23 protein-coding genes are annotated in these 24726 nt (G+C 63.6%); 11 read left to right on the forward strand and 12 right to left on the reverse strand.

Annotation, left to right across the window (positions count from 1 at the left end):
- On the reverse strand, positions 1-692 hold a 692-nt coding region (locus E8E75_RS09060), incomplete at its 3' end, for a dioxygenase (protein WP_280358567.1).
- Between the two features lie 142 nt (positions 693-834).
- Complete coding sequence (locus E8E75_RS09065; protein ID WP_120653215.1) at positions 835-2559, reverse strand: sigma-54-dependent Fis family transcriptional regulator; 1725 nt, start codon at positions 2557-2559, stop codon at positions 835-837.
- A 383-nt stretch (positions 2560-2942) separates the two neighbouring features.
- Between E8E75_RS09065 and E8E75_RS09070 the strand changes: the two genes are divergently transcribed.
- The 7 genes from E8E75_RS09070 to E8E75_RS09100 all read left to right on the forward strand — a co-directional run bounded on the left by E8E75_RS09070 (position 2943) and on the right by E8E75_RS09100 (position 8529).
- A complete protein-coding gene (locus E8E75_RS09070; protein ID WP_120653214.1) occupies positions 2943-3200 on the forward strand; it encodes a phenol hydroxylase subunit in 258 nt (85 codons plus the stop codon).
- A gap of 54 nt (positions 3201-3254) precedes the next feature.
- Positions 3255-4250: an aromatic/alkene monooxygenase hydroxylase subunit beta gene (locus E8E75_RS09075; protein ID WP_153919646.1), complete on the forward strand. Its 996-nt coding sequence runs from the start codon at positions 3255-3257 to the stop codon at positions 4248-4250.
- Entirely contained in the window at positions 4247-4516 is a 270-nt protein-coding gene (locus tag E8E75_RS09080; RefSeq protein ID WP_077524328.1) for an MmoB/DmpM family protein, read from the forward strand. Before E8E75_RS09075 ends, E8E75_RS09080 begins: the two co-directional genes overlap by 4 nt.
- Before the next feature lie 34 nt (positions 4517-4550).
- Positions 4551-6077, forward strand: a complete 1527-nt coding sequence (locus E8E75_RS09085) for an aromatic/alkene/methane monooxygenase hydroxylase/oxygenase subunit alpha (RefSeq protein WP_153919648.1) — start codon at positions 4551-4553, stop codon at positions 6075-6077.
- A 57-nt stretch (positions 6078-6134) separates the two neighbouring features.
- On the forward strand, positions 6135-6494 hold the full coding sequence (locus tag E8E75_RS09090; RefSeq protein WP_120653211.1) for a phenol hydroxylase subunit P4: 360 nt from the start codon (positions 6135-6137) through the stop codon (positions 6492-6494).
- A gap of 10 nt (positions 6495-6504) precedes the next feature.
- Positions 6505-7566 carry a phenol 2-monooxygenase domain-containing protein gene (locus tag E8E75_RS09095; protein ID WP_120653210.1) on the forward strand — a complete coding sequence of 354 codons (1062 nt, stop codon included), beginning with the start codon at positions 6505-6507 and terminating at the stop codon, positions 7564-7566.
- Between the two features lie 75 nt (positions 7567-7641).
- The gene (locus E8E75_RS09100; RefSeq protein WP_153919651.1) at positions 7642-8529 is read left to right on the forward strand and encodes a transporter; all 888 of its coding nucleotides are present in this window, start codon (positions 7642-7644) and stop codon (positions 8527-8529) included.
- A gap of 352 nt (positions 8530-8881) precedes the next feature.
- Here the strand turns inward: E8E75_RS09100 and E8E75_RS09105 are convergent, their stop codons facing one another.
- Complete coding sequence (locus tag E8E75_RS09105; protein WP_153919653.1) at positions 8882-9820, reverse strand: class I SAM-dependent methyltransferase; 939 nt, start codon at positions 9818-9820, stop codon at positions 8882-8884.
- Between the two features lie 181 nt (positions 9821-10001).
- Here E8E75_RS09105 and E8E75_RS09110 point away from each other — a divergent pair, with 181 nt between their 5' ends.
- Positions 10002-10220 (forward strand): hypothetical protein, encoded by a 219-nt coding sequence (locus tag E8E75_RS09110; protein ID WP_153919656.1) that lies wholly within the window; start codon positions 10002-10004, stop codon positions 10218-10220.
- Between the two features lie 98 nt (positions 10221-10318).
- Here E8E75_RS09110 and ppa read toward each other — a convergent pair whose 3' ends face one another.
- The 3 genes from ppa to E8E75_RS09125 form a co-directional block, all read right to left on the reverse strand.
- Entirely contained in the window at positions 10319-10846 is a 528-nt protein-coding gene (gene ppa / locus E8E75_RS09115) for an inorganic diphosphatase (protein ID WP_016490694.1), read from the reverse strand.
- A 78-nt stretch (positions 10847-10924) separates the two neighbouring features.
- Positions 10925-11743, reverse strand: coding sequence for a M90 family metallopeptidase (locus tag E8E75_RS09120; RefSeq protein WP_120653163.1), 819 nt, complete (start codon positions 11741-11743; stop codon positions 10925-10927).
- 10 nt (positions 11744-11753) lie between these two features.
- Positions 11754-12413 carry a DedA family protein gene (locus E8E75_RS09125; protein WP_120653162.1) on the reverse strand — a complete coding sequence of 220 codons (660 nt, stop codon included), beginning with the start codon at positions 12411-12413 and terminating at the stop codon, positions 11754-11756.
- A 152-nt stretch (positions 12414-12565) separates the two neighbouring features.
- Here E8E75_RS09125 and E8E75_RS09130 point away from each other — a divergent pair, with 152 nt between their 5' ends.
- A complete protein-coding gene (locus tag E8E75_RS09130; RefSeq protein WP_153919658.1) occupies positions 12566-14152 on the forward strand; it encodes a protein kinase in 1587 nt (528 codons plus the stop codon).
- A gap of 42 nt (positions 14153-14194) precedes the next feature.
- Here E8E75_RS09130 and E8E75_RS09135 read toward each other — a convergent pair whose 3' ends face one another.
- On the reverse strand, positions 14195-14653 hold the full coding sequence (locus tag E8E75_RS09135) for a GNAT family N-acetyltransferase (RefSeq protein WP_120655284.1): 459 nt from the start codon (positions 14651-14653) through the stop codon (positions 14195-14197).
- Positions 14654-14841: 188 nt separating this feature from the next.
- Between E8E75_RS09135 and E8E75_RS09140 the strand changes: the two genes are divergently transcribed.
- The gene (locus E8E75_RS09140; RefSeq protein ID WP_153919660.1) at positions 14842-16965 is read left to right on the forward strand and encodes an acetyl-CoA hydrolase/transferase C-terminal domain-containing protein; all 2124 of its coding nucleotides are present in this window, start codon (positions 14842-14844) and stop codon (positions 16963-16965) included.
- Positions 16966-16983: 18 nt separating this feature from the next.
- Here E8E75_RS09140 and E8E75_RS09145 read toward each other — a convergent pair whose 3' ends face one another.
- The 4 genes from E8E75_RS09145 to eat form a co-directional block, all read right to left on the reverse strand.
- A complete protein-coding gene (locus tag E8E75_RS09145; RefSeq protein ID WP_120653159.1) occupies positions 16984-18240 on the reverse strand; it encodes an OprD family porin in 1257 nt (418 codons plus the stop codon).
- Between the two features lie 125 nt (positions 18241-18365).
- On the reverse strand, positions 18366-19199 hold the full coding sequence (eutC, locus tag E8E75_RS09150; protein WP_120653158.1) for an ethanolamine ammonia-lyase subunit EutC: 834 nt from the start codon (positions 19197-19199) through the stop codon (positions 18366-18368).
- Between the two features lie 16 nt (positions 19200-19215).
- Positions 19216-20610 carry an ethanolamine ammonia-lyase subunit EutB gene (locus tag E8E75_RS09155; RefSeq protein ID WP_280358573.1) on the reverse strand — a complete coding sequence of 465 codons (1395 nt, stop codon included), beginning with the start codon at positions 20608-20610 and terminating at the stop codon, positions 19216-19218.
- A gap of 55 nt (positions 20611-20665) precedes the next feature.
- Complete coding sequence (gene eat, locus E8E75_RS09160; protein WP_174235606.1) at positions 20666-22036, reverse strand: ethanolamine permease; 1371 nt, start codon at positions 22034-22036, stop codon at positions 20666-20668.
- A 293-nt stretch (positions 22037-22329) separates the two neighbouring features.
- On the opposite strand from eat, the gene E8E75_RS09165 reads away from it, so the two are divergent.
- On the forward strand, positions 22330-23382 hold the full coding sequence (locus E8E75_RS09165; protein WP_153919663.1) for an AraC family transcriptional regulator: 1053 nt from the start codon (positions 22330-22332) through the stop codon (positions 23380-23382).
- 274 nt (positions 23383-23656) lie between these two features.
- Here E8E75_RS09165 and E8E75_RS09170 read toward each other — a convergent pair.
- A partial coding sequence (locus E8E75_RS09170; RefSeq protein WP_280358576.1) for an aldehyde dehydrogenase family protein occupies positions 23657-24726 on the reverse strand: 1070 nt, incomplete at its 5' end.

A 24726-nucleotide genomic window follows, 5' to 3' on the forward strand; every position in this document is an offset into this window, starting at 1 on the left:
TAGCCCGGTGCGGAGATGAAGAAGTGGATGTGTGCCGGACGATTGCCGTGGCGGCCCAGGTGGTTCAGCACTTCCTGGGTGGTGCCATCCGGCGGGCAGCCGTAGCCGGACGGCACGATGCTGCGGGCGCGGTAGCGGCCATCGGCATCGGTGACGATGCGGCGACGCAGGTTGTAGTCCGACTGGGTGGTGTCGAAGTAGGAATAGGTGCCCTTGGTGTTGGCGTGCCACAGGTCGACCACGGCACCGGCGATCGGTTTGCCCTCGGCGTCTTTGACCTGGCCCTGGAGGAACATCACGGTGCCGGCATCGGTGCCGTCGTCCATGCGCGTTTCGCCTTCGGACAGCGGCGCGCCAGCTACGTACAGCGGACCTTCGATGGTGCGCGGGGTGCCGCCGGACAGGCCGGCCTGCTCGTCCTGGGCATCCAGCAGCAGGTCCAGGTAGTGCTCCAGGCCAAGGCCGGCTACCAGCAGGCCGGCTTCGCCGCGGGCGCCCATGCGGTTGAAGTAGTCCACCGCTTTCCAGAACTCTTCGGTGGTGACTTCCAGGTCTTCGATGATCTTGATGGAGTCGACCAGGATGCGGTTCACCAGTTGCTTCATGCGCGGGCTGCCCCGATCGTTGTTGAAGCCGCTCACTTCCTGGAAGAACTTCTGGACGCTTTCGGTGCTGGACAGTTTGTTGCTCACGGTTGGGCCTCATGTTTTTGTTGTGGGCCAGAACCCTTGAGCAAGGGCGGTGCCAGTTTGGTGATGGTCGATAAGTATTTGATTGCAAATAAATTAAAAAGAGCCGGATGCCGTGCGCAAGGCACCCGGCTTGATCAGGTCGTCAACCCGGGCGCGGGCGTTTGCTCATTTGCTCAATCGCGTCTTCCGCCGGCAGCTTCTTCAAGCGGTAGGCCAGGGCCGGGCGGGTCATGCCGAGCAGGCGTGCGGCTTCCGAGACATTGTTCTGGGCGCGCTTCATCGCCCCCTGCATCAGCGCCTCTTCGACCGTGTCCAGGGTGACGCCGCTGTCGATCAGGCGCTCAACCCAATCCGGCTCGACGCTCGGCGTCGCTTCCACCAGCTCACCATCGCTGGAAAGGCCGATGCTATGGGCCTCGTGAGAAAGGTGCGGGAAGAGCGCATCCGCGCTGATGCTCTGATTGGCGTCGGTGGTGATCACGCCACGCTCGACCAGGTTTTCCAGCTCGCGGATGTTGCCTGGCCAGTCATAGCGCATACAGGCCTCCAGGGCCCGGTCGGAAAGTCCCAGGGTGGTCTTGCCGTAGGCGGTATGCAGCCGCGATAGAAAGTGATCCACCAGCAGCGGAATGTCTTCCTTGCGCTCGCGCAGCGACGGAATGAACACCGGATAGACGTTCAACCGATAGTAGAGGTCGGCGCGGAAGCGTCCATCCTTGACTGCTTTGGCCAGGTCCTCGTGGGTGGCGGCGACCACGCGCACATCAACCTTGCGAGTTTGCGAGTCGCCGACCCGTTCCAGTTCCTCCTCCTGCAACACGCGTAGCAGGCTGGCCTGGGCGCGCGGCGTGAGTTCCACCACTTCGTCGAGGAACAGGGTGCCGCCATTGGCGCGTTCGAAGCGGCCCATGCGCGAGTGCTGGGCACCGGTATAGGCGCCACGCTCGACACCGAACAGCTCGGCCTCGATCAGGTCCGGCGGGATCGCGGCGCAGTTCAGGGCCACGAAGGGGCCGCTGGCGCGTTCGCTGCGCAAGTGCAGGCTGCGCGCCATGACCTCCTTGCCGACTCCCGTATCGCCCAGCAGCAGGACCGAAGCCTTGCCTGGCGCAGCCTTGTCGATCAGCGTGCAAGCCCTGCGGTAGAGCGGAGCCTTGCCGATGCCGTAGAACTGCCCGGCGTCCTGCTGCAGGCGCTGGCGCATGTTGGCCACCTGTACTTGCAGGGCCTGGAGTTCTTCGATGATGGGGTCGCACTGGAAGTAGCGCATGAACTCCTCGGCGTCTTCCCATTCCTCCACCGGCTTGCCGATGATGCGGCAGCGCGAGTCGCCGCAGCCACGGCAGCTGACTTCCTTGTAGAGCACCTGGCGACCGAGAAAGAACGACGAGTAACTGATGGCGTAGCCGAGCAAGGTCCAGCACACCGGCTGGTCGGATGACATGCCTTCGGCGCGGCAGTTCTCCACCTCGTAGGAGTTCTGCCATTCGAGGTCGGCGTAGAACTGGCCGTTCTCGATATCGATGTTCATCTCCAGCGGGTTGACCTTGACCATGCCCTTGAGCGAGTGCAGCTGCGGGCCGGTGAGGAACATCTCCACCGCGTCGGCATCGGGGCGCAGCTTGCGCGCCAGTTCGGCGTCCTTCAGGCCGGACTGATAACCCAGGCGCAGGAAAAATCCCTTGGCGCGCTCGACGCCGAGCATGTCCACCAGCTCGCGGCGGAAGGAGCCCATGGCGGCGGCCTGGAGCAGGAGCATGCGCTGCTCGTCGAGCCAGATCTTGCCCTCGTTGTCGAGGAAGCGGATGCGGTCGGTCAGGTCCTTCAGCGTCGGGCTGTGCTCCGACGCCTTGTAATCAACTTTCATCGTGTTGCACCCCAGATTGTTCTTGTACGGGGAAGCCGGCGAACCACCGCTCAGGCAGGCGGTTAAAAGGGTTCGACCGGACGGCCGGAGGACGCAAGGTGTGGCCGTGCTCTTTTTCTAAGCGGCCTGAAAGCCGGTGAAAAGTCAATCGCCTGTGCGCGTGGGGGAAGGTCGATTGGTGATTTGCTCAAGGGCACTCCGGCGATTGAGCAAATGGTGAAAAGCCATCGGCCGAGAGCCGTGGTTCCCGATTCGTCCTGTTCTCGAAGAACTCGTAAAAAATCCATTAATAACAATGCCTTGTGTTTATTTCTGTGGGTTTTTCAAGGCCCTGGCACAGCCGTTGCTCTGCCCCTGGCAACCCGCCCATGGAGTTGCCTTGCATGAGCCAGCAACAGACCCGCTTCGATCAACTGCCGCGTTACGTCCGGGTGCGCAGCGAACCCGACGCCGTCTTCGTCGAGTTCGACTTCGCCATCGGCTATCCCGACCTCTTCGTCGAACTGGTTCTGCCACGCGCCGCCTTCACCAGCTTCTGCGAGCAGAACCGGGTTCAGCACATGGATGCGGAGATGGCCGAAGCCATCGACGCCGACATGGAGAAGTGGCGCTACGGCGAGAGCCGCGATCAGGCCGACTGATGGCCTGACCACGACGCGCCGACTCCCCACAACAACAAGTACAGGACGCCCTGCATGAACATCGAGATCAAGACGGCAACGGCCGAGCCGATCCGCCAGACCTTCAGCCACACCCGCCGGCGTTTCGGCGACAAGCCTGCCAGCCGCTACCAGGAGGCCAGCTTCGACATCGAGGCCGCCACCAACTTCCATTACCGCCCACTGTGGCAGCCGGACAAGCTGCTCAACGACGCCACCCGCACCGCCATTCGCATGGCTGACTGGTACGCCGTCAGCGACCCACGCCAGTTCTACTACGGCGCCTACGTGCAGACTCGCGCCAGGATGCAGGAGAACGCCGAGCACGATTACGCCTTCTGCGAGAAGCGCAACCTGCTGGCTGGTCTGGATGCCGCCAGCCGCGACCAGATCGCCCGCCTGCTGCTGCCCCTGCGCCATGCGGAGCTCGGCGCCAACATGAACAACAGCGGCGTCGCCGCCGACGGTTTCGGCACCAGCCTGACCCAGCTGCACATGTTCCAGGCCATGGACCGTCTCGGTATAGCCCAGTACCTGTCGCGCATCGGCCTGATGCTCGATGACGGTGGCACCGACCTGCTCGCCGAGGCCAAGCAGCAGTGGATGCAGGATCCCGCCTGGCAGGGCCTGCGTCGCTACGTTGAAGACACGCTGGTAGTGCGTGACTGGTTCGAGCTGACCCTGGCGCAGAACCTGGTCAGTGATGGCCTGCTTTACCCGCTCCTGTTCCACAAGTTCGATGAACAGCTCTGCGCCCAGGGTGCCGGCCAGGTAGGGATGCTCACCGAGTTCATGCGCCTCTGGTTCGCCGAGACCCAGCGCTGGGTCGATGCCTTGGTGAAAACAGTCGCCAGCGAAAGCGTTGATAACCGCCAGCTCGTCGAAGGCTGGATCGGTCAGTGGCAGGCCCGCGCCCTGGAAGCCCTGGAGCCGCTGGCAGACATCGGCCCCGGTAGCGTCGCCCTCGACACCGTGGCCGGCGAGTTCGCCGCCCGCCTGAAGAAAATCGGCCTTGTAGGAGCCGCGCAATGACTTCCCTCGTGTACATCGCCTTCCAGGACAACGACAACGCCCGCTACATCGTCGAGGCCATCGTCCAGGACAACCCCCACGCCGAGATCCAGCACCAGCCGGCCATGATCCGTGTCCAGGCCGAACAGCGCCTAGAGATCAATCGCGCCACGGTGGAGGAAAAGCTCGGCCGCGAGTGGGACGTGCAGGAAATGCTCATCGACGTCATCACCCTCGGCGGCAACGTCGAGGAAGACGAAGACCGCTTCGCCCTGCACTGGAACTGACCCGCGCACAACGACAAGAATCGGGAGAGCCACCATGGCCGCCAAACGCCTGAACCAGAAAGACAAGTACCGCTGCCTGACCCGCGACCTGGCCTGGGAGCCGAGCTACCAGAGCAAGGACGATATCTACCCCTATGAGCGCTTCGAGGGCATCAAGATCACAGATTGGGACAAGTGGGAGGACCCCTTCCGCCTGACCATGGACGCCTACTGGAAGTACCAGGCCGAGAAGGAGAAGAAGCTCTACGCGATCTTCGATGCCTTCTCCCAGAACAATGGCCATACCAACCTGTCCGACGCGCGCTACGTCAATGCGCTGAAGCTGTTCCTCTGCGGCGTGACTCCGCTGGAGTACCAGGCCTACCAGGGCTTCGCCCGAGTCGGCCGGCATTTCGGCGGGGCCGGGGCGCGGGTTGCCTGCCAGATGCAGGCGATCGACGAACTGCGCCACGTGCAGACCCAGATTCACGCCATGAGTCACTACAACAAACACTTCAACGGCCTGCATGACTTCGCCCACATGCACGATCGGGTGTGGTTCCTCTCGGTGCCCAAGTCCTTCTTCGAGGACGCCCGCACGGCTGGCCCGTTCGAGTTCCTCACGGCCATCTCGTTCTCGTTCGAGTACGTACTGACCAACCTGCTGTTCGTGCCCTTCATGTCCGGTGCCGCCTACAACGGCGACATGGCCACCGTCACCTTCGGCTTCTCGGCGCAATCCGATGAGGCCCGGCACATGACCCTCGGCCTGGAAGTGATCAAGTTCCTGCTGGAGCAGCACGAGGATAACGTGCCGATCATCCAGCGCTGGATCGACAAGTGGTTCTGGCGCGGTTACCGCCTGCTGACGCTGGTGGGGATGATGATGGACTACATGCTGCCGAACAAAGTCATGTCCTGGGCCGAGGCCTGGGAGGTGTACTACGAGCAGGCCGGCGGCGCGCTGTTCAAGGATCTGGAACGCTACGGCATCCGCCCGCCGAAGTACGTCGAGCAGACCACCATCGGCAAGGAACACATCAGCCACCAGGCCTGGTCGATCTTCTACCAGTACAGCCAGGCCACCAACTTCCACACCTGGATTCCCACGGACGAGGAACTGGACTGGCTCTCGGCCAAGTACCCGGACACCTTCGACCGCATCTACCGTCCGCGCTATGAGCAATGGCGCGAGATGCAGGCGCGCGGAGAACGCTTCTACAACAACACGCTGCCGATGCTCTGCCAGATCTGCCAGATCCCGCTGGCCTTCACCGAGCCGGATGCGGATACGACGCTGAGCCATCGCAGTGTCGTGCATGGCGGCGAGCGCTTCCATTTCTGCTCCGACGGCTGCTGCGACATCTTCCAGTACGAGCCGGAGAAGTACGTCCAGGCCTGGCTTCCGGTGCACCAGATTCTCCAGGGCAACTGCGGCGGCGCAGATGTCGAGGCGGTGGTGCGCGACTACTACAACATCGCCTTCGGCCAGGACAACTTCGACTACCAGGACTCGCCGGAACACCAGCGCTGGCGAGAGTGGCAGGGCGACAAGCCCGCCGACCTCCCCAAGGCCGGTTGAGTCCCGTGGCGGGTGCTGCGCGCCCGCCTTCCACCCCATTACAAGAAGGACAGCGTCATGCCCGTGACTGCCATCGGCGCCTATGCGGCGCAATCCCTGGACCGCCAGGAAAACTTCAACGGCCTGCAACTGGTGTATCTCTGCTGGGAACGCCACTTGATGTTCTGCGCCCCTTTCACCTTGCCGCTGCCGCCGGACATGCCTTTCGCCGACTTCATCGAGCAGGTGGTCAAGCCGGCCATCGCTGCGCACCCGGATGCGGCGAAGGTGGACTTCGCCAAGGCCAGCTGGCGTCTCGATGACACGGAGTTCCAACCCGACCTGACGACTGGGCTGGCCGCCAATGGCATTGGCCACAAGAGCTTGCTGCGTCTTTTCACCCCTGGCCTGGATGGCCTCAACGGCAGCTTCAACTGAGGAGGTCGCCATGAGTTATCAGGTCACTATCGAACCCACCGGCGAGCAAATCGAAGTCGAGGAAGGCCAGACGATCCTCCAGGCCGCCCTGCGCCAGGGCGTCTGGCTGCCTTTCGCCTGTGGCCATGGCACCTGCGCCACCTGCAAGCTGCAGGTGCTGGAAGGCGAAGTGGATGTTGGCGCCGCGTCGCCCTTCGCCCTGATGGACATGGAACGCGACGAGGGCAAGGTGTTGGCCTGCTGCGCGATTCCGCAAAGTGACCTGGTGATCGAGGCTGACATCGACGTCGACCCGGATTTCGCCGGCCACGCCGTGCAGGATTACCGCGCGACGGTGATCGCGCTGGACGACCTCTCGCCCACCATCAAGGGCTTGCGCCTGAAGCTGGACCGTCCCATGGCGTTCCAGGCCGGGCAGTACATCAACCTGCAGATTCCGGGTATCGACGGCACCCGCGCCTTCTCGCTGGCCAACCCGCCGAGCCGTGCCGACGAGGTGGAACTGCACGTCCGCCTGGTGGAGGGTGGCCAGGCAACCGGCTTTATCCATGACGGCCTGAAGGTGGGCGATGCGCTCGAACTCTCCGGCCCCTATGGCCAGTTCTTCGTGCGCGGGTCCCAGGCCGGCGACCTGATCTTCATCGCCGGTGGCTCGGGGCTGTCCAGCCCGCAATCGATGATTCTCGATTTGCTGGAGCAGGGGGACACACGGCGCATGACGCTGTTCCAGGGCGCCCGTACCCGTGCCGAACTCTACAACCGTGAACTCTTCGAGCGCCTTGCCGAAGAGCACGAGAACTTCACTTACGTACCGTCCCTCAGTCAGGCGGCGGAAGACACTGATTGGACCGGCTTCCGCGGTTACGTGCATGACGCGGCGAAGAAGCATTTCGACGGCCGCTTCACCGGCAACAAGGCTTACCTCTGTGGGCCGCCGCCGATGATCGACGCAGCCATCACCGCGCTGATGCAGGGACGGTTGTTCGAGCGCGACATATTCATGGAGCGCTTCCTGACTGCCGCCGATGGCGCCGGCGAGAGCACCCGCTCAGCCCTGTTCAAGCGCATCTGACTCCGCTTTATCCGTCGCTCCGCGCCTTGTGCGCGGACGGCGGCTCACGCCCATAAAAACAAGAAGGTATTGCTGATGAGCGCCAAACTGCGTGTCCTTTCCTGCTGCATCCTCGCCACTTTCGGCCACGTCGCCCATGCCACCGAAGGTGGAGGCTCCACCTATCCTATGGGCGCCGAAAACTACATGTCCGGCGCCATGCCGCCACCGGGCTTTTACGGCCAGGTGTTCTCCACTCATTACGAAGCCGACACCCTGCGCGGTAACGATGGCCGCAGCCTGCCGGTGGATTTCCGCGTGCGCGCCAACGTCGTCGCGCCGCGCCTGATCTGGGTGAGCGAGCAGCAGCTGTTCGGCGGCAACCTGGCCTTCGCCGCGCTGGTGCCCTTCGTCGACCTCAAGGTGGATGTGAATGGCCAGTCCCAGCACAAGAAGGGCCTTGGCGACATCATCTTCGGCCCCGCCCTCGGCTTTCACCACAGCGACAAATTGCACAGCATCTTCGCCCTCGACTTCATCGCACCCACAGGTGAGTACGACCGCGGGGACCTGGCCAACATCGGACGTAACTACTGGACCGTCGAGCCGGTATGGGCGATTTCATATGTCGACCCCGCCGGGCTCAACGCCAGTGTGAAACTGATGTACGACTTCAATCGGGAAAACCCTGCCACCGACTACCGCTCCGGCCAGGAATTCCACTTCGACTATTCCGTTGGCTGGGGCCTGGGCAATGGCTGGGTACTGGGCGTGGGCGGCTACTACTATCGCCAGACCACTGACGACCGCCAGGATGGCGAGCGCATCGACGACAACAAGGGCCGTGCCTTCTCAATCGGCCCATCGATCATGTACAGCAACAAGGATGGCTGGTTCCTCACCGCCAAGTGGGAACAGGAGATGCAGGTGCGCAACCGCGCGGAAGGCGATGCCTACTGGCTGAAGCTGACAGTGCCGTTCTAGCGCCTGTTCACGTGGGCAGGCCTGCGTCCTGCCGCCCCTACAGGTTGCACGTTCCGTGGCACGGACAGCCCCCTCTCCCTCCGGGAGAGGGTTAGGGTGAGGGCTGCGAAGCCCCCATTCGGTATTGGGCCACGTGTCATGGCAGGACTGCGTCCTGCTTCGCGAATGAATTCACCCCTACAGGGAGGGTCACGCCGGCGCGAGTCACCCCTCTCCTCTTCAGGGGTGAAGAGGCACGCTCTCGGAAGCATTGCTTCCGGTGCCGATGAACGCCGGAGCGCGAAGCGATCAGGCCGGGGCGCAGAGCGGGGTCCGGGGGAGAGGGAGGCGGAGCCCCGTTTGGCCCCAGCAATTACCCCCGCTGAAACACCAACGCCTTCAACCCCGCATCCGCATCGATATCCTCGAACTCCGGTGGATTCTGCAGCCGCTCCACAAACCGCAGTTCCGGCGCTTCCGCCGCCATCCCCTGGATGAGGAAGTCCGGCCCGATGGCCGGATCATTCACGCAGGCCAGCACTACCCCGTTCTCGGTCAGCAGTTCTGGCAGGCGGCGCAGGATCTTCTGGTAGTCGCGGGTCAGGGCGAAGCTGCCTTTCTGGAAGGACGGCGGGTCGATGATCACCAGGTCGTAAGGCCCGGTTTTCTTCACCTTGCCCCAGGACTTGAACAGCTCATGACCGAGGAAGCTCACGCGACCGAGGTCATGTCCATTGAGCCGGTGATTATCCCGCCCGCGGCTGAGGGCCGAGCTGGCCATATCGAGATTGACCACATGCTCGGCACCACCCTCGATGGCCGCCACCGAGAAGCCGCAGGTGTAAGCGAAGAGGTTCAGCACCCGCTTGCCCCGAGCGTTGGCACGGACCCAGTCACGGCCGTAGCGCATGTCGAGGAACAGGCCGTTGTTCTGCTTCTTGCCCAGGTCCAGCTTGAAGCGCAGACCCGCTTCGCTGACCACGCACTCATCCACCGCCTCGCCCCACAGCAGCTCCACGGTGCTTTCCAGCAGGTAGCGATGCTGCATCAGCAGCGATCGGGCGCCGCTGCGTTGCCAGGCTGGCGACCGGGTGAGACCGAGCAACATGGCCCGCAGCGCAGCGAGTTCGTCTTCGCCCACCTCGCGAAACAACGACACCAGCACGATCCCCTGTAGCCAGTCGATCGTGACATGCTCCAACCCCACCCAGCGCCGTCCACGGCCGTGGAAGACGCGGCGGATCTCGTCCGGCGGATTCTCCAGGGCGGCGGTCAGTTGCTGTTCGAGGGTGGCGATAGCGTCGAGGTTCATGGCGGGGCGGTTCTGGAATGAGCGGGGGCGGCATTCTAACCCGAGCATTCCGTCAGGTTTGCGTGGCCAGGCGGGCGGCACTTCGCCGGTATGTCGCGTTCGGCAGGGATGTGAGGCGGTGATGGACGTACCGGAAGCAAGCAAGGCCCCAGTCCGACGGCGGCGCATGAAGTGGGTCTGGATGCTGCTGACCGTCAAGGTCTACCTCGCCAGACTCCTGTTCATGATGGCGCTGCTGGGGTTGGGACTGGTCCTTATCAGCGGCGCAATGGAGGAGGGCGCAACGCTCGCCACGCGTGCGCTTTCGCTGGCCGGTGGGCCGTTGGTGTTCGGCCTCTGGGGCTACATCCTGAAGATGGCGCTGCCACCCTTGAAACTGTCGTTTCGACGTCGGGGTTGAGTTCCCTAGAGAAGAAACTGCGTGAGGGAGTTGAACGGCCTTTTTCCCAGGCAATAAAAAAGCCGGCTTGTGGCCGGCTTTTCATGAGTGGTCGGGGCTTACTTTTGGTAGGCCGCAACCGCTTTAGTGATTTCAGCACGGGCAGCGTCAGCGTTGCCCCAGCCTTCTACTTTCACCCACTTGCCTTTTTCGAGGTCCTTGTAGTTCTCGAAGAAGTGCTTGATCTGCTCCAGCAGCAGGGCCGGCAGGTCGGTGTATTCCTTCACGTCCTTGTAGAGAACGCTCAGTTTGTCGTGGGGAACGGCCAGCAGTTTGGCATCGCCACCGGCTTCGTCGGTCATGTGCAGAACGCCGACCGGACGGGCGCGGATGACGGAACCCGGAGCGACCGGGTAGGGGGTGACGACCAGCACGTCCAGGGGATCGCCGTCGTCAGCCAGGGTGTTCGGGATGTAGCCGTAGTTGGCCGGGTAGAACATCGGGGTGGCCATGAAACGGTCGACGAACAGGCAGTCGCTGTCCTTGTCGATCTCGTACTTGATCGGCGCGTGGTTGGCCGGGATTTCGATGGCGACGTAGATGTCGTTCGGCAGGTCTTTGCCTGCCGGGATCTTGCTGTAGCTCATGGTCAACTCCCTGGGGGTGGGCCAAAAAAGTGGGCGCGATTATAGGCATATTCCAGGGCCGATGCCACGCCGTTGTACTCATCCATTGGTCGCGTCGCGATAGTCCGGGTGGATGTCCTGGAGGTGCTTCAGGCGCCGCAGCGGGTCCTGGCGGTAGAACGCCTGGAGCTGGCGGTAGACGGCGGGGAAGGCCTGGTCCAGAAGGTCCGGTGCGGTGAAAAAATACTCGCTGGCGACTGCGAAGAACTCTGCCGGGTCTTCGGCGGCGTATGGGTCGATGGGCGTTTCGGATTCGGGATCGCGGTCGAGTTGGGCATTCAGCGCGTCATAGGCGGACTGCATGGCCAGTGCCCAGTCGGATTGGCGCATGTCGCGGTGCAGTGGGGGCAGGCCGTTCGGCGCGCCGTTGAGCATGTCGAGCTTGTGTGCCAGTTCGTGGATCACCAGGTTGTAGCCATCCCAGCCGCCGCTCGATTGCACACCAGGCCAGGCGAGGATGACCGGCCCGTACTGCCAGGATTCGCCGCTGCGCTCGTCATCGTATTCGTGCTCCACGCCAGCTGCGTCGCGATGGCGCTGGGGGCTGACGAAGTCGTCGGGATAGAGCACCAGCTCGTGAAAGCCCCGGTACCAATCGAGGTCTGGCAGATGCAGCAGAGGGAGTTGCGCCAGGGTGGCGAGTGTCAGGCGGTCCTCGGGGGACAGTTCGACGCCGGGCAGGGCGGTGATGCGCTTTTCATGCAGGAAGATCACGCTGCGTTCGCGCAGACGCTGGTCTTCCGTTTCGTCCAGGCCATCGAGTATCGGCAGGCGCTGGCGCACGATCTCCCACTGCTGCGGCGTGACCGGATTGCGGGCGAGGATGCGCTGGCGGCGCCAGCCGCGATAGGACCACATGGTGCGTCGGTCAGCTCGAGTGCTCGGCGCCCTTGCTGGCGGCGCGAAAGTGGCTGCGGGCAAAGCCGATCATCATTGGCAGCAGTGAAATGCCGATGATGACGATGATCATCAGCGAGAGATTCTGCTTGATGAAAGGTACGTTGCCGAAGAAATAGCCGAGGGTCACCAGGCCGCCCACCCAGAGGATGGTGCCCAGCACGCTGAAGCCAAGAAAGCGCGGGTAGGGCATGCGGCCTACGCCGGCAACGAAGGGGGCGAAGGTGCGCACGATGGGCAGGAAGCGCGCCAGGGTCACGGTCTTGCCGCCATGACGGTCGTAGAAATCATGGGTGCGCTGCAGGTAGTCGCGGCGGAAAATCTTCGAATTCGGATTACTGAAAAGGCGTTCGCCGGCCGTGCGCCCGACCAGGTAGTTGAGGCTGTCGCCGCTTATGGCCGCGATCATCAGCAGGCCGCCCAGTAGCCACGGGTCCATGGCGCCGCCAGCACTGACCGCGCCGGCGATGAACAGCAGGGAGTCGCCGGGCAGGAAGGGCGTTACCACCAGACCCGTCTCGCAGAAGATGACCAGAAAGAGGATGGCGTAGATCCAGGTGCCGTAGTTGCTGACCAGCAGATTCAGGTATTGGTCCAGATGGAGGATGAGGTCGATCGGGTTGAAATCCATGAGGCGCCTTGTGAGTGACTGCGGCGAGAAAGCGAGGTAGTCGCCGCATTATAAGGGGAAGTTTCCCGGCCACGGCGAGCTGTTATCCGAATGGTGAACGGCATGAAGGCTGCAACTGTTTCCATTGTTTTCCCGGACCAGGATGCGCGCCCATGCCCTTGCAGTTGCTGGAACACCCCGCCGTCAGCCTGGCCCAGGGACACGGCCGGGACCTGCCCACCCAGGCGGCCCGCGCCCGTGCAACCTGGGTAGCCGGGCGGAAGGGGCGTCCGCCGCTGATGCTGGTGGCCCTGCTCTGGGGATGTTCGTGCACCAACGTGGTGCGAATGCTCGGGCAGTACTTGGACGCCCTGTTCGTCGACTACGCCTGCACGCCGGATGGATGGAGCGAGACCCAGGCGGCGCGCCAGGTGCTGGCGGCACTCAATCTCCAGCTTTTTCGTCGGTGCCAGGCCGGTGAACGGGTCCCGGAACTGAGCGTTGGTCTACTGCTGGTGCAGGACGGCGAGGCGCACTTCCTGCAGGCCGGGGCGGTCGGACTGGTGCGTTTTCAGGGACAACTGGCCCAGGAACTGACTGGGCGGGACAACCCCTTGGGAGCGCAGGCTGAGCTCGCGGTGATCCAGCACAGCCTGCCACTGACACCTGGCCAGCCTCTGCTGATGGCGCCCCAGCCGCTACTGGAAGTGGCTGATCTGAGCCCCCTGCGTGAATCCAGTGACAACTTGCAGTCCGGTCAACTGGGCGGGCTGCTGGAACCCCTATTAAGCGCCCCCGGAGCCGCTGCGCTGGTATTGCCCGGCGAGCCTCATTGCCTGCCGCCATCGGCGCCTGGAGTCCGCTGGCCGAAGGTGCAAGGCGTGGTGCCGGGAACCGTGATGGATGGCTGGACCTTGCTCGCCCCCTGCGACTATGGGCCGCCAGGGAGGTTGTTCCGGGCGCGGGAGGAAAGCCGCGAGGCGTTGTTCTGGCTGTCTGAAGTGGATGCCGATGAGGCCTTCTGGCAGCGGGAATGGGTGTTGCGCCGTAGCCCTGTGGAGACCTTGCCGCAGGTACTTTCGCCGCGGCAGGACCGTCAGCACGCCTTTCTGCTTTTCGCCTTGCCGCCGGCAGGTGCGCAGAGCCTCGCGCGACGTCGGGAAGGGCGACCACCTCTGGATGCCGCCGCGACCCTGGCCATTCTGGTGCAGTTGATCGAGGCGGTTCGCTCGCTGCAGCGGCGCGGCATGCAGGGGCTCTGGCTGAATCCCAGGCAGATACTGCTCGACGAGCGCGGCCGCTTGCTGCTCTTGCCCGAGTTCGCCGCCATCCTGCCAGGCGTGCCACAGCAGACGGCGCCGCCCCAGGCCGTCCCCTTGGCCCCGGAGCTACGCCATGGCCGCGCCCTGGATGGCAGTGCCGACCAGTTCGCCCTGGCGGCGCTGGCCTATTGGCTGCTCAGTGGACAATGGCCTGAAACGGCGCGCCCCGAAGGTGGTCAGGCCAGCCGCTACATGCCGCTGGCGGGTCGGGTACCCGGGCTACCTGAAGGCTGGGACGGGGTGCTGGCCAAGGCGTTGGCGCCACAGCCTCGCGTGCGTTACGAAGCCCTGTCGGAGTTCCAGTTGGCCCTGGAGCGCCTGTTGGCGCAGGCGCTCAGGCAACGGTCCTCTCCCAGGCTGGGCAGGTCACGGCAAGTGGCGCTGGCGCTGCTACTCGGGCTCCCGCTGCTACTGGGGCTCTGGCTGGGGCTTGGTTAGTGGGGAGGGGCCCGGCTTGCTGACCGGGCCCATGCAGCGGGTTCAGTCGCTGTTGATTGGCAGGATGTAGTTCTTGAACTCGGTGTCTTCGCGGAAGCCGATGGACTCGTACACCTTGTGTGCGACTTCGTTGTCGACGCTGCTGGAGACGCGCATCCGCACGGCGTTGGTTTCCCGCGCCATCTTCTTCGCAGTCTGCAGCAGGCGGTCGGCTACCAGTTGGCGGCGGGCATCCTCGGCGACATAGATGTCGTTGAGGATCCAGACGCGCTTCAGGGACAGGGAGGAGAAGCTCGGATAGAGCTGACAGAAGCCCATCAGACGAGTGTCATCGTCATCCGGAAAGGCCAGGTAGATCACCGATTCCTTGCGGCTCAGGCGTTTCTCCAGGAACTTTCTCGAGGACTCCGGGAATGGCAGTTCACCGTAGAACTCACGGTACTTCACGAACAGCGGCGTAAGCAGGTCCAGGTGCTCCAGGGTGGCTTGGACGATGCGCATGATGGGCCTCGGTATCTGTGGATGGGCGTGATTGGCGATGCAGATGCTGTGCCAGCCAACGTCGTCGATGCTGCACCAGAAATTGTGGAAAACGCAATCCAAGCAAGCGTTTGAATGGTTGGGAAAGCGTGAGCAATCCTGACGCTGGCGGAGTCCAACCTTAATCGCTGTATGCCAAGGAGGACGCCATGCTCCGTTGCGCTCTGGATCAGGCCGTCGACGAGGTGCTTGAACGCATCGATGGCCCCGTTCGATTGGGCCTGCCGCTTGGGCTCGGCAAGCCGAACCGCTTTGTCAATGCGCTCTACCAGCGGATCAAGGCCCTGCCGGAGCGGCAACTGATCATCCATACCGCCTTGTCCCTGGCCAAGCCGCAGCCCGGCAGCGAACTGGAGCAGCGCTTCAGCGGGCCCTTCCTGCGCCGGGTTTTCGCCGACTATGTGGAACTCGATTACCTCAGCGATCTGCGTTGCGGTGAGTTGCCGCCAAATGTGCGCATCGAGGAGTTCTACCTGCAACCTGGCAGTCAACTGGACAATCCGCAGGCCCAGCAACACTACGTCAGCCTCAACTACAGCCAAGTGGCTGCCGATCTGCAGCGCAAGGGCATCAATCTGATCGCCCAGATGGTGGCTTCAAGGACGCAAAACCCCGGCCGCTTCAGCCTCAGCTGCAATCCCGACGTTACGCTCGACCTGCTCCCTGGCCTGCTCCAGCGCCGCGCCCGAGGCGAGGTCATCGTCATGGTCGCCCAGGAACATGCCGAGCTGCCCTACATGACAGGGCCGGCGGAGGTGGACGCGGCCTGCTTCGACCTGGTGCTGGAAAGGGTCGAGCGCAGCCGCCTGTTCTCCACGCCAAACATGCCGGTCAGCACCCAGGACCACGCCATTGGCCTGAATGTCAGCACCCTGGTGCGGGACGGCGGCACCCTGCAGATGGGAATTGGCGCGATGGCTGATGGGCTGACAGCTGCGCTGCTCGCGCGCCATGCCGACAACACCCGCTACCAGGCTCTGCTGGGCGCCATGGATGTGCCCGGTCGCTGGGCAGACCTGATCAAGCGCGAAGGGGGGCTTGCGCCATTCACCCGGGGGCTCTACGCCAACAGCGAAATGTTCCTGTTCGGCCTGCTGGTGCTGATGGAAGCAGGCATCCTGCGCCGCCCCGTGTATGACGACATCGAATTACAGCGCCTGGCTGACGCCGGAGTACTGGATGGCGACGGTGTGATAGTCGACTTCGACGCCCTGGCCGAACGATTGCCACGAGGCCTGGATGCCGAGGGGCTGGCCTGGCTGAAGTCTCATGGCCTGCTCGACGAAGGCATCCGTTTCGAGGAAGGACGGCTGCGCCTTCCGGATTGCCGCAGCAGCGCATGCGATATCCACAACCCCGACCTGAGGCCCTACTGGGGCAAGGCTGGCCGGGGAATCCTGGTGCACGGTGGCTTCTTCCTGGGGCCGCAGGCTTTCTATCAGCGCCTTCGCGAACTGAGTGAGGCACGTCGCGCGCGTATTGCCATGGGGCCGATCAGCCAGATCAACCGGCTCCTTGGCGACGAGCCCCTCAAGCGCCTGCAGCGTCGTGATGCGCGCTTCATCAACAGCTGTTTCACCGTCACGCTGCTCGGTGCCAGTGCCGCCGACCAGTTGGAGGATGGCCGGGTGATCAGTGGTGTCGGCGGCCAATACGATTTCGTCGCCCAGGCCCATGAGCTCGAAGGCGGTCGCTCCATCCTGATGCTTCGCAGCTGGCGTGAGTCGGGTGGTGAGGTCAGTTCCAACATCGTCTGGGAGTACGGCCACGCAACGATTCCTCGTCACCTTCGGGACTTGGTGGTTACCGAGTACGGCATTGCCGACCTGCGCGGCAAGAACGACTCGGAGGTGATCGCCGCCTTGGTGCGCATCGCCGACTCACGCTTCCAGGACGGGCTGATCGCCGATGCGCAACTGGCCGGCAAGTTGCCCGAAGATTTCGTCCTGGAACCGGCCTGGCGGCAGAACACGCCGGGGCGGCTGGAAAAGCTGCGCGTGGCGTTTCCCCAGCTGTTCTCCGAATATCCGCTGGGCTGCGACTTCACCCCGGTGGAGCAGGACCTGTTGCGCGCCCTGCGTTGGGTGAAGCGCAAGCTGAAACTGGGGGAAATCATCGACCTGGGCAGGGCCGCGCTGTTCGACCTGCCGGATCCGGCCAGCTACGTCGGGCATCTTGATCGGATGGGATTGCTCGCGCCGGCGGGCCTGCGCGAGCAGCTGTATCAGAAGCTGGTGCTGGCCGGACTCAAGGCCACCGCCCAGGGCGATTGAGCCGGGCTGTCAGCGACTTCAGAGAATATTGAGCGGGTATTCGATGAAGGCGCGAACTTCATTGAGGTCCGGGCCCACGTCGTTATCGGCACGGTAGATAGAGTTGCGCAGCTTGAACGACAGGTCCTTGGCCGGGCCGTCCTGCACCACGTACTTGAACTGGTTGAACAGCTCGCGCTCGGTGCCGTCGTTCTCGCCACCGGCAACGATGTCGGTGCCGCGCACATAGGCAATCTTGTAGGTCAGGCCGGGGACGCCGTAGCCACCGAAGTCCAATTCGTAGCTGACCTGCCAAGACTGCTCGTCCTCCAGGTTGAAGTCCGAGTAGTAGGAGTTGGCCACGTAGATGGTGCTGCCGCCGTCGCCAAAATCATAGGCGTAGCCGGTATCGCCGGTGTTGCGCTGGTGGGCGAGGATGAAAGCGTGGGCGCCGATGCTGTACTTGGCCGCCAGGCTCCACAGGGTGTTCTTGTCGTCCTCACCGTCGCCGCCGAGTGCGAGCGCAGCAACGGAGCCATCGTCGTACTTGGTGCGGTAGATGTTGAAGTCGAAGTTCAGCGCCTGTTCATCGGTAAAGGGAATGTTGTAGTTCAGGTTGGCGTAGTACTTCTTGAACATGTCTTCCACGTCGGAGTGGTAGAGCGCCAGGCTGAAGTTGTCGCTCACGAGGTAGCTGCCGCCGATAACGTCGATGCTCTTCAGGTGATTGGGGTCGCGGGCCGGGTCGCCCATGGGGCTGTCCCCGGTGAAGCGGCCGACGTTCAGTTCCAGGCCCTCGATCTCCTTGCTGGTGAGCAGGGTGCCGGTGAACGCCTGGGGCAGCAGGCGGCTGTCGTCATGGGCCAGAACCGGCAGGGTGGGGAACTGGTTGCCGTACTTGAGCACGGTGCTGGAGAAACGCAGTTTCACCACGCCACCGGCCTCGGATAGGTCGTCTACCGGATGGCCATCGCTGTCGGTGTCGAAGAAGGCGGCATAGTTGCGGCCGCGACCACTGTCCAGTTTCACGCCGAGAAGGCCGTAGGCGTCGACACCGAAGCCGATCGTGCCCTGGGTGAAGCCCGATTCGAAGGTGCCGATGAAGGCCTGGCCCCAACTTCTGGCATCCCTGGCGCCATCCTTGAAGTCGCGGTTGAAGTAGGCGTTGCGCAGCAGCAGGGTTGCGTCGGCGTCTTCGATGAAACCCTTGGCTTCGGACTGTTCACTCGCTATGGCAGGAAGGCCGAGTACAGCGGAAACCGCTAGCGCCAGGGCGCTCAGTTGGGTCGCTTGCATCGCGTTGCTCCTGATGGTGTTCGTGGCTGCCGACTTCTGGGACGGCTTGATTTGTGTCTAGCCGACGAACGGGAGCCACGCGCGGCGCGGCGACCAGTGGTGCAGAGCGGTTGCGACGCGGCGCGTCAGTGGTGATCGGTGGCCAGGAGGAAATTGCCCGCCAGGGCGCTGTCCGGTTCGCCAGCCAGCGAGGGCACCTCGGCCTCGTCCTTCAGGTTCACTCCGGACAATTGGCGACGGCAGGCCTCGCGCATCAGGTAGAGCAGGCGGTGGGCGGCCATGCCGTACGACAGGCCTTCCAGACGCACGTTGGAAATGCAGTTCCGGTAGGCATCGGTCAGGCCGACTTTGGGTGCCCAGGTGAAGTACAGCCCGAGGCTGTCGGGCGAGCTGAGACCAGGGCGTTCGCCGATCAGGATCACCACCATCTTCGCGTTGAGCAGTTCGCCCACCTCGTCCGCCACTGCCACCCGGCCCTGCTGAACCAGCACCACGGGCGAGAGCGACCAGCCTTCCGCTAGCGCCTGTTCTTCCATGCGTTCGAGGAAGGGCAGGCTATGGCGTTGCACGGCGAGGGCGGAGAGGCCGTCGGCGACCACTACCGCGAGGTCATAGCCACCGGGATTAGTCCGTGCATGCTCCTGTAGTTTCTCGCGTGAGGCCGCGTCCAGGCGCCGACCGAGGTCCGGTCGCTGCAGATAGGTGTCGCGGTCCTTGGCGGCGCTGTGCAGCAGCAGCGTGGCGCGTCCGCGCTCATCCAGCCGGGCGACAAGTCCGTCATGGTCGAAGGGCAGGTGTACCGCGTCTCGTGCCTGGGCGTGGGCGTACTGGAAATTCAGTTGCGCATGGGTGGGCAGGCTGATGCCGGCGCGACCCAGCGCGATGCGTGCCGGAGTCAGGCGGCGCAGTTCTTCCCAGGGGTTGGCGGTGTGGCCGGAATGGGGGCGAGGCGTCTTCATCCATTGCTCCTTGAGTTCAGGCCAGTCGCGCAATGGCCTGGCGGAAGGCCGGCGGAAGCTGGTCGCCGAGGATCACCCGACCGTCGCTCTGCACCAGGATGCCCATGCGCTCTAGCCACAACTCGAACTCAGGGGCCGGCTTCAGGCCCAGGCTCTGGCGGGCGTAGAGCGCGTCGTGGAAGGACGTGGTCTGGTAGTTGAGCATCACATCATCGGAGCCCGGGATGCCCATGATGAAGTTGATGCCGGCGACACCAAGTAGCGTCAGCAGGGTGTCCATGTCGTCCTGGTCGGCTTCGGCGTGGTTGGTGTAGCAGATATCGCAGCCCATGGGCACGCCGAGCAGCTTGGCGCAGAAATGGTCTTCCAGGCCGGCGCGGATGATCTGCTTGCCGTTGTAGAGGTATTCCGGGCCGATGAAGCCGACCACCGTGTTCACCAGGAATGGATTGAAGTGGCGGGCCACCGCATAGGCCCGTGCCTCGCAGGTCTGCTGGTCGACGCCGTGGTGGGCGTTGGCCGACAGTGCGCTGCCTTGACCGGTTTCGAAGTACATCAGGTTGTTGCCCAGGGGGCCGCGCTTCTGCGAAAGGCCCGCCTCGTAGCCTTCCTGGAGGATTTTCAGGCTAATGCCGAAGCTGGCGTTGGCCGCCTCGGTACCGGCGATGGACTGGAACACCAGGTCCAGCGGTACGCCACGCTCGATGGCGGCAATGGAGGTGGTGACGTGGGTCAGCACGCAGGCCTGGGTGGGAATCTCGTAGCGTTGGATGATCGCGTCGAGCATTTCCAGCATGGCGCAGATGGAGGAGATGCTGTCGGTGGCCGGATTGATGCCGAGCATGGCATCGCCGTTGCCATAGAGCAGGCCGTCGAGAATGCTCGCGGCGATCCCCGCGGGTTCGTCGGTCGGGTGGTTGGGTTGCAGGCGGGTGGAGAGTCGGCCGCGCAGGCCCATGGTGTTGCGAAAGCGCGTCACGACACGAATCTTTTGCGCCACCAGCACCAGATCCTGCACACGCATGATCTTCGACACGGCGGCGGCCATCTCCGGCGTCAGTCCCTTGGCCAGGACGCGGAGGCTGGACTCGTCGGCATGCTCGCTGAGCAGCCAGTCGCGGAAACCGCCGACGGTGAGGTGGCTGACCGGTTCGAAGGCGACGCGGTCGTGGCTGTCGATGATCAGCCGGGTGACTTCGTCTTCTTCATAGGGAATCAGCGCCTCGTCGAGGAAGTGCTTCAAGGGGATGTCCGCCAGGGCCATCTGCGCAGCGACGCGCTCGCCGTCGCTGGCAGCGGCTACGCCGGCCAGGTAGTCACCGGAGCGGGCCGGGCTGGCCTTGGCCATGACTTCCCGGAGGCTCTCGAAACGCCAGGTCTCGCCGCCGACGCTGTGGGAAAAACTACTCACTCGAAGCTCTCCTTGGTGAGGCGCCCCAGTCTTCTTGCACTGGGGCGCGGGAGGATCAGGCGCGGTTCAGCAGGGCATCGACCGGTGCGCTGGCGCGATGGTGGGCGGTGAACTGGAAGTAGATATACCCCGCCGCCATGAAGCCAAGGAAGATGAATCCGATCAAGGTATTGAACCACGCCATCGCCAACAGGCAGACCACGGCCAGCACCAGGGCGATCGCCGGTACCACCGGATAGCCCGGCGCACGGAAGGTACGTTCCAGATTGGGCTCACTGACGCGCAGCTTGAACAGGCTGAGCATGCTGATGATGTACATCACGATGGCGCCGAACACGCTCATGGTGATCATCGCGGCGGTCAGCGTCATGCCCTGCAGGTTCACCAGGCCGTCGCTGTAGATGGCTGCGATACCCACCACGCCACCGGCGATGATGGCGCGGTGCGGGGTCTGGAAGCGCGACAGCTTGGCCAGGCCGCGCGGCAGGTAGCCAGCACGCGCCAGCGCGAAGAACTGCCGGGAGTAGCCGAGGATGATGCCGTGGAAGCTGGCCACCAGGCCGAACAGGCCGATCCACACCAGCATGTGCATCCAGGTGGAATCGTTTCCGACCACGGCCTTCATGGCCTGGGGTAGTGGGTCGTTGATGTTGGAAAGCTCACGCCAGTCACCCACGCCGCCGGCCATGATCATCACGCCGATGGCAAGGAACACCAGGGTCAGGATGCCGGCAATGTAAGCGCGCGGGATGGTGCGTTTCGGGTCCTTGGCTTCCTCCGCCGCCATGGCCGCGCCCTCGATGGCGAGGAAGAACCAGATGGCGAAGGGAATGGCGGCGAAGATGCCGGAGATGGCGTGGCTGCCGAACTCATTGGTGCCTGCCCAGCCGTTGACCACGAAGTTGCTGAAGCTGAAGCCCGGTGCGACGACGCCCATGAACACCAGCAACTCGGCCACGGCCAATACGGTGACCACCAGCTCGAAGGTGGCGGCGATGCTGACGCCGAGAATGTTCAGGGTCATGAAGATGAGGTACGCCCCAACGGCTGCGTGCTTCGGGTCCAGCTCGGGGTACTGCACGTTGAGGTAGGCGCCGATGGCCATGGCGATGGCCGGCGGGGCGAAGACGAATTCGATCAGGGTGGCGATCCCGGCGATCAGTCCGCCCTTCTCGCCGAAGGCGCGGCGGCTATACGCGAAGGGGCCGCCTGCGTGGGGAATGGCGGTGGTCAGTTCGGTGAAACTGAAGATGAAGCAGGTGTACATGGTGGCCACCAGCAGCGCGGTGACCAGGAAACCGAGGGTGCCGGCAGTGCCCCAGCCGTAGCTCCAGCCGAAGTATTCACCGGAGATCACCAGGCCGACGGCGATACCCCAGAGATGCAAGGTGCCGAGCGTTGGTTTTAGTTGTGTTGTGCTCATCAGGACTCCTCGCCCGTGGGGGCGTCGTTGGTGGATGACCAGGCTCGATCTTATCCAGCGACCCTCCCCAGGACTTGACCGTGGAAGGTCGTGTGCGGCCTCTGCGGTCAAGTCGTGTGGCACTGTTACCCATCGCCCCACGCGTCGTGCCCCGGCACGGGGCGGGTCTATGGAAAATGCCCGGAAATGGCCCGCAAACGCCCAGCTGGAGGGCCTGTGGCGGCGTTGGCAGGAAGCCGGGGCGAGGGCATGGGTTTTGCTTGAATGTCCGTTCAAAAAAGATTCGGTGGACCGTGATGAATCCGTCCCTGTTTTCCAGTGCCAGCCTGCAAGCATCCACCACGAGCAATGTCGGTGTGCTCTCGGCTGCCGCCAGCGGTCTCGACCGCTTCATCACCGGGCAGGGCGGAGACCTGGACCGCATCTTCGGCCGCGCCGGTATCGACCCGGAGCAGTTGCGGCACCCGACACTGAGCCTGGCCCTTACCAACTACTGCCAGGTGCTGGAAGAGGCCGCACGACAGTCCGGTTGCGACAACTTCGGCCTGCGCTATGGCCAGCAATTCCAGCCCCGCGACCTGGGCTTGCTGGGCTATGTCGGGCTGTTCTCGAACACCTTGGAAGAGGCATTGAAGAACTTCGCCGCGGCCTTCCCCTATCACCAGCACAGCACCCTGATCCGCCTGGTGGATTGTGGTGAGTGCTATCGCTTCGATTACCAGATCCGCCATGGCGCGATTCTCGACCGCCGCCAGGACGCCGAACTGACCATGGGCATGGCGCTCAACCTGGTCCGGCATGCGCTGGGCCGTGACTGGTCGCCGCGCGCGGTGGCCTTCGAACATGAACGTCCCGAGGGCTGGCAGGAACATGCCGAGGCATTCGGTGCGCCCGTGCAGTTCGGCCGGCCCTGCAATTTCCTGCTGGTACCCAAGGGCGATGTGCAGGGTAGGCTGATGCCCGAGCGAGATCCCAATCTGTTGTTCCTGTTCCAGGACGTGATTCGCAGGTTGGGTGAGCAGGGCGCTGGGCCGAACCTGCTGGAAGAAGCCAGCACGCAAATTCGCCTGGCCCTGGCGTTGGGTGAACCCTGCCTGGAACAGATCGCCGAATGTCTGGAACTGACCCCGGCGGGTCTGCAGCGTCGCCTGCGCGAAGACGGCCTCAGCTTCAGCCAACTGGTGGAACAGACACGCCGCGAGCTGGCGCTGCATTACCTGCGTCAACGGCAGCGGCCCATCTCCGAGCTGGCCCCCTTGCTCGGCTACTCCGAAACCAGCGCCTTCTCCCGCGCCTTCCGCCGCTGGTTCGGCGTGAGCCCGAGGCAGTGGCGCGGGGATGAGCGCTGAGGTCGGTGCTTGGGGCTGCCTTGTGTGGGGGCGAACTAATTCGCGAATAAATTCGCTCCCACAGGCGCTGGTCATTGGGGCAGGGCGGAGCAGGCATGAGTCACCCCTCTCCTCTTCAGGGCGAGGGCTAGGGGTGAGGGCGAATCTTTGCGCGGAGTTCGAACGGCAGACCTTCGACCTGTTTGGCGAATGAATTCGTCCCTACAGGGAAGCTCTGTGAGGCGCCCATAAAAAAACGCGGCCGGGGCCGCGTTTTTTGGTTACTTGCCGAGGATCAGAAGAAGCCCAGCGGATTGATGTCGTAGCTCACCAGCAGGTTCTTGGTCTGCTGGTAGTGGTCGAGCATCATCTTGTGGGTTTCACGGCCAACGCCAGACTTCTTGTAGCCACCGAACGCGGCGTGTGCCGGGTACAGGTGGTAGCAGTTGGTCCACACGCGGCCAGCCTTGATGCCACGGCCCATGCGGTAGGCGCGGTTGATGTCGCGGGTCCAGAGACCGGCACCCAGGCCGAACTCGGTGTCGTTGGCGATCGCCAGGGCTTCGGCTTCGTCCTTGAAGGTGGTGACGCCCACCACCGGGCCGAAGATTTCCTCCTGGAACACACGCATCTTGTTGTGGCCTTTCAGCAGCGTCGGCTGGATGTAGTAACCGGTGGACAGGTTGCCTTCCAGTTTTTCCACCGCGCCGCCAGTGAGCACTTCCGCGCCTTCCTGCTGGGCGATGTCGAGGTAGGAGAGGATCTTCTCGAACTGCTGTTGCGAAGCCTGGGCGCCGACCATGGTGTCGGTGTCCAGCGGGTCGCCACGCTTGATGGCTTTGACCTTCTTCATCACCTCGGCCATGAACGCCGGGTAGATGGATTCCTGCACCAGGGCGCGGGACGGGCAAGTGCAGACTTCACCCTGGTTGAAGAAGGCCAGGACCAGGCCTTCGGCGGCCTTTTCGATGAAGGCCGGCTCGGCCTGCATGATGTCTTCGAAGTAGATGTTCGGGCTCTTGCCACCCAGCTCCACGGTGGAGGGGATGATGTTCTCGGCGGCGCACTTGAGGATGTGCGAACCCACCGGGGTGGAGCCGGTGAAGGCGATCTTGGCGATGCGCTTGCTGGTGGCCAGGGCCTCGCCCGCTTCCTTGCCGAAGCCTTGCACCACGTTGAGCACACCGGCTGGCAGCAGGTCGCCGATGAGCTCCATCAGCACGGTAATGCCCAGCGGTGTTTGCTCGGCGGGTTTCAGTACCACGCAGTTGCCGGCGGCCAGGGCCGGGGCCAGCTTCCAGGCGGCCATCAGCAGCGGGAAGTTCCACGGGATGATCTGGCCGACCACGCCCAGCGGTTCGTGGA

Source organism: Pseudomonas sp. BN606, assembly GCF_029873115.1.
GTDB lineage: Bacteria > Pseudomonadota > Gammaproteobacteria > Pseudomonadales > Pseudomonadaceae > Metapseudomonas.

Bases quoted from the DNA above. Each gene is read 5' to 3' on its own strand.
- E8E75_RS09075 (WP_153919646.1), top strand. From the start codon at position 3,255: ATGAACATCGAGATCAAGACGGCAACGGCCGAGCCGATCCGCCAGACC.
- E8E75_RS09080 (WP_077524328.1), top strand. From the start codon at position 4,247: ATGACTTCCCTCGTGTACATCGCCTTCCAGGACAACGACAACGCCCGC.
- E8E75_RS09070 (WP_120653214.1), top strand. From the start codon at position 2,943: ATGAGCCAGCAACAGACCCGCTTCGATCAACTGCCGCGTTACGTCCGG.
- E8E75_RS09135 (WP_120655284.1), bottom strand. From the start codon at position 14,653: ATGCGCATCGTCCAAGCCACCCTGGAGCACCTGGACCTGCTTACGCCG.
- E8E75_RS09165 (WP_153919663.1), top strand. From the start codon at position 22,330: ATGAATCCGTCCCTGTTTTCCAGTGCCAGCCTGCAAGCATCCACCACG.
- E8E75_RS09125 (WP_120653162.1), bottom strand. From the start codon at position 12,413: ATGGATTTCAACCCGATCGACCTCATCCTCCATCTGGACCAATACCTG.
- E8E75_RS09065 (WP_120653215.1), bottom strand. From the start codon at position 2,559: ATGAAAGTTGATTACAAGGCGTCGGAGCACAGCCCGACGCTGAAGGAC.
- E8E75_RS09090 (WP_120653211.1), top strand. From the start codon at position 6,135: ATGCCCGTGACTGCCATCGGCGCCTATGCGGCGCAATCCCTGGACCGC.
- eutC (WP_120653158.1), bottom strand. From the start codon at position 19,199: ATGAAGACGCCTCGCCCCCATTCCGGCCACACCGCCAACCCCTGGGAA.
- E8E75_RS09110 (WP_153919656.1), top strand. From the start codon at position 10,002: ATGCTGCTGACCGTCAAGGTCTACCTCGCCAGACTCCTGTTCATGATG.
- E8E75_RS09105 (WP_153919653.1), bottom strand. From the start codon at position 9,820: ATGAACCTCGACGCTATCGCCACCCTCGAACAGCAACTGACCGCCGCC.
- E8E75_RS09095 (WP_120653210.1), top strand. From the start codon at position 6,505: ATGAGTTATCAGGTCACTATCGAACCCACCGGCGAGCAAATCGAAGTC.
- E8E75_RS09100 (WP_153919651.1), top strand. From the start codon at position 7,642: ATGAGCGCCAAACTGCGTGTCCTTTCCTGCTGCATCCTCGCCACTTTC.
- E8E75_RS09085 (WP_153919648.1), top strand. From the start codon at position 4,551: ATGGCCGCCAAACGCCTGAACCAGAAAGACAAGTACCGCTGCCTGACC.
- E8E75_RS09120 (WP_120653163.1), bottom strand. From the start codon at position 11,743: ATGTGGTCCTATCGCGGCTGGCGCCGCCAGCGCATCCTCGCCCGCAAT.
- E8E75_RS09140 (WP_153919660.1), top strand. From the start codon at position 14,842: ATGCTCCGTTGCGCTCTGGATCAGGCCGTCGACGAGGTGCTTGAACGC.
- ppa (WP_016490694.1), bottom strand. From the start codon at position 10,846: ATGAGCTACAGCAAGATCCCGGCAGGCAAAGACCTGCCGAACGACATC.
- E8E75_RS09130 (WP_153919658.1), top strand. From the start codon at position 12,566: ATGCCCTTGCAGTTGCTGGAACACCCCGCCGTCAGCCTGGCCCAGGGA.
- E8E75_RS09145 (WP_120653159.1), bottom strand. From the start codon at position 18,240: ATGCAAGCGACCCAACTGAGCGCCCTGGCGCTAGCGGTTTCCGCTGTA.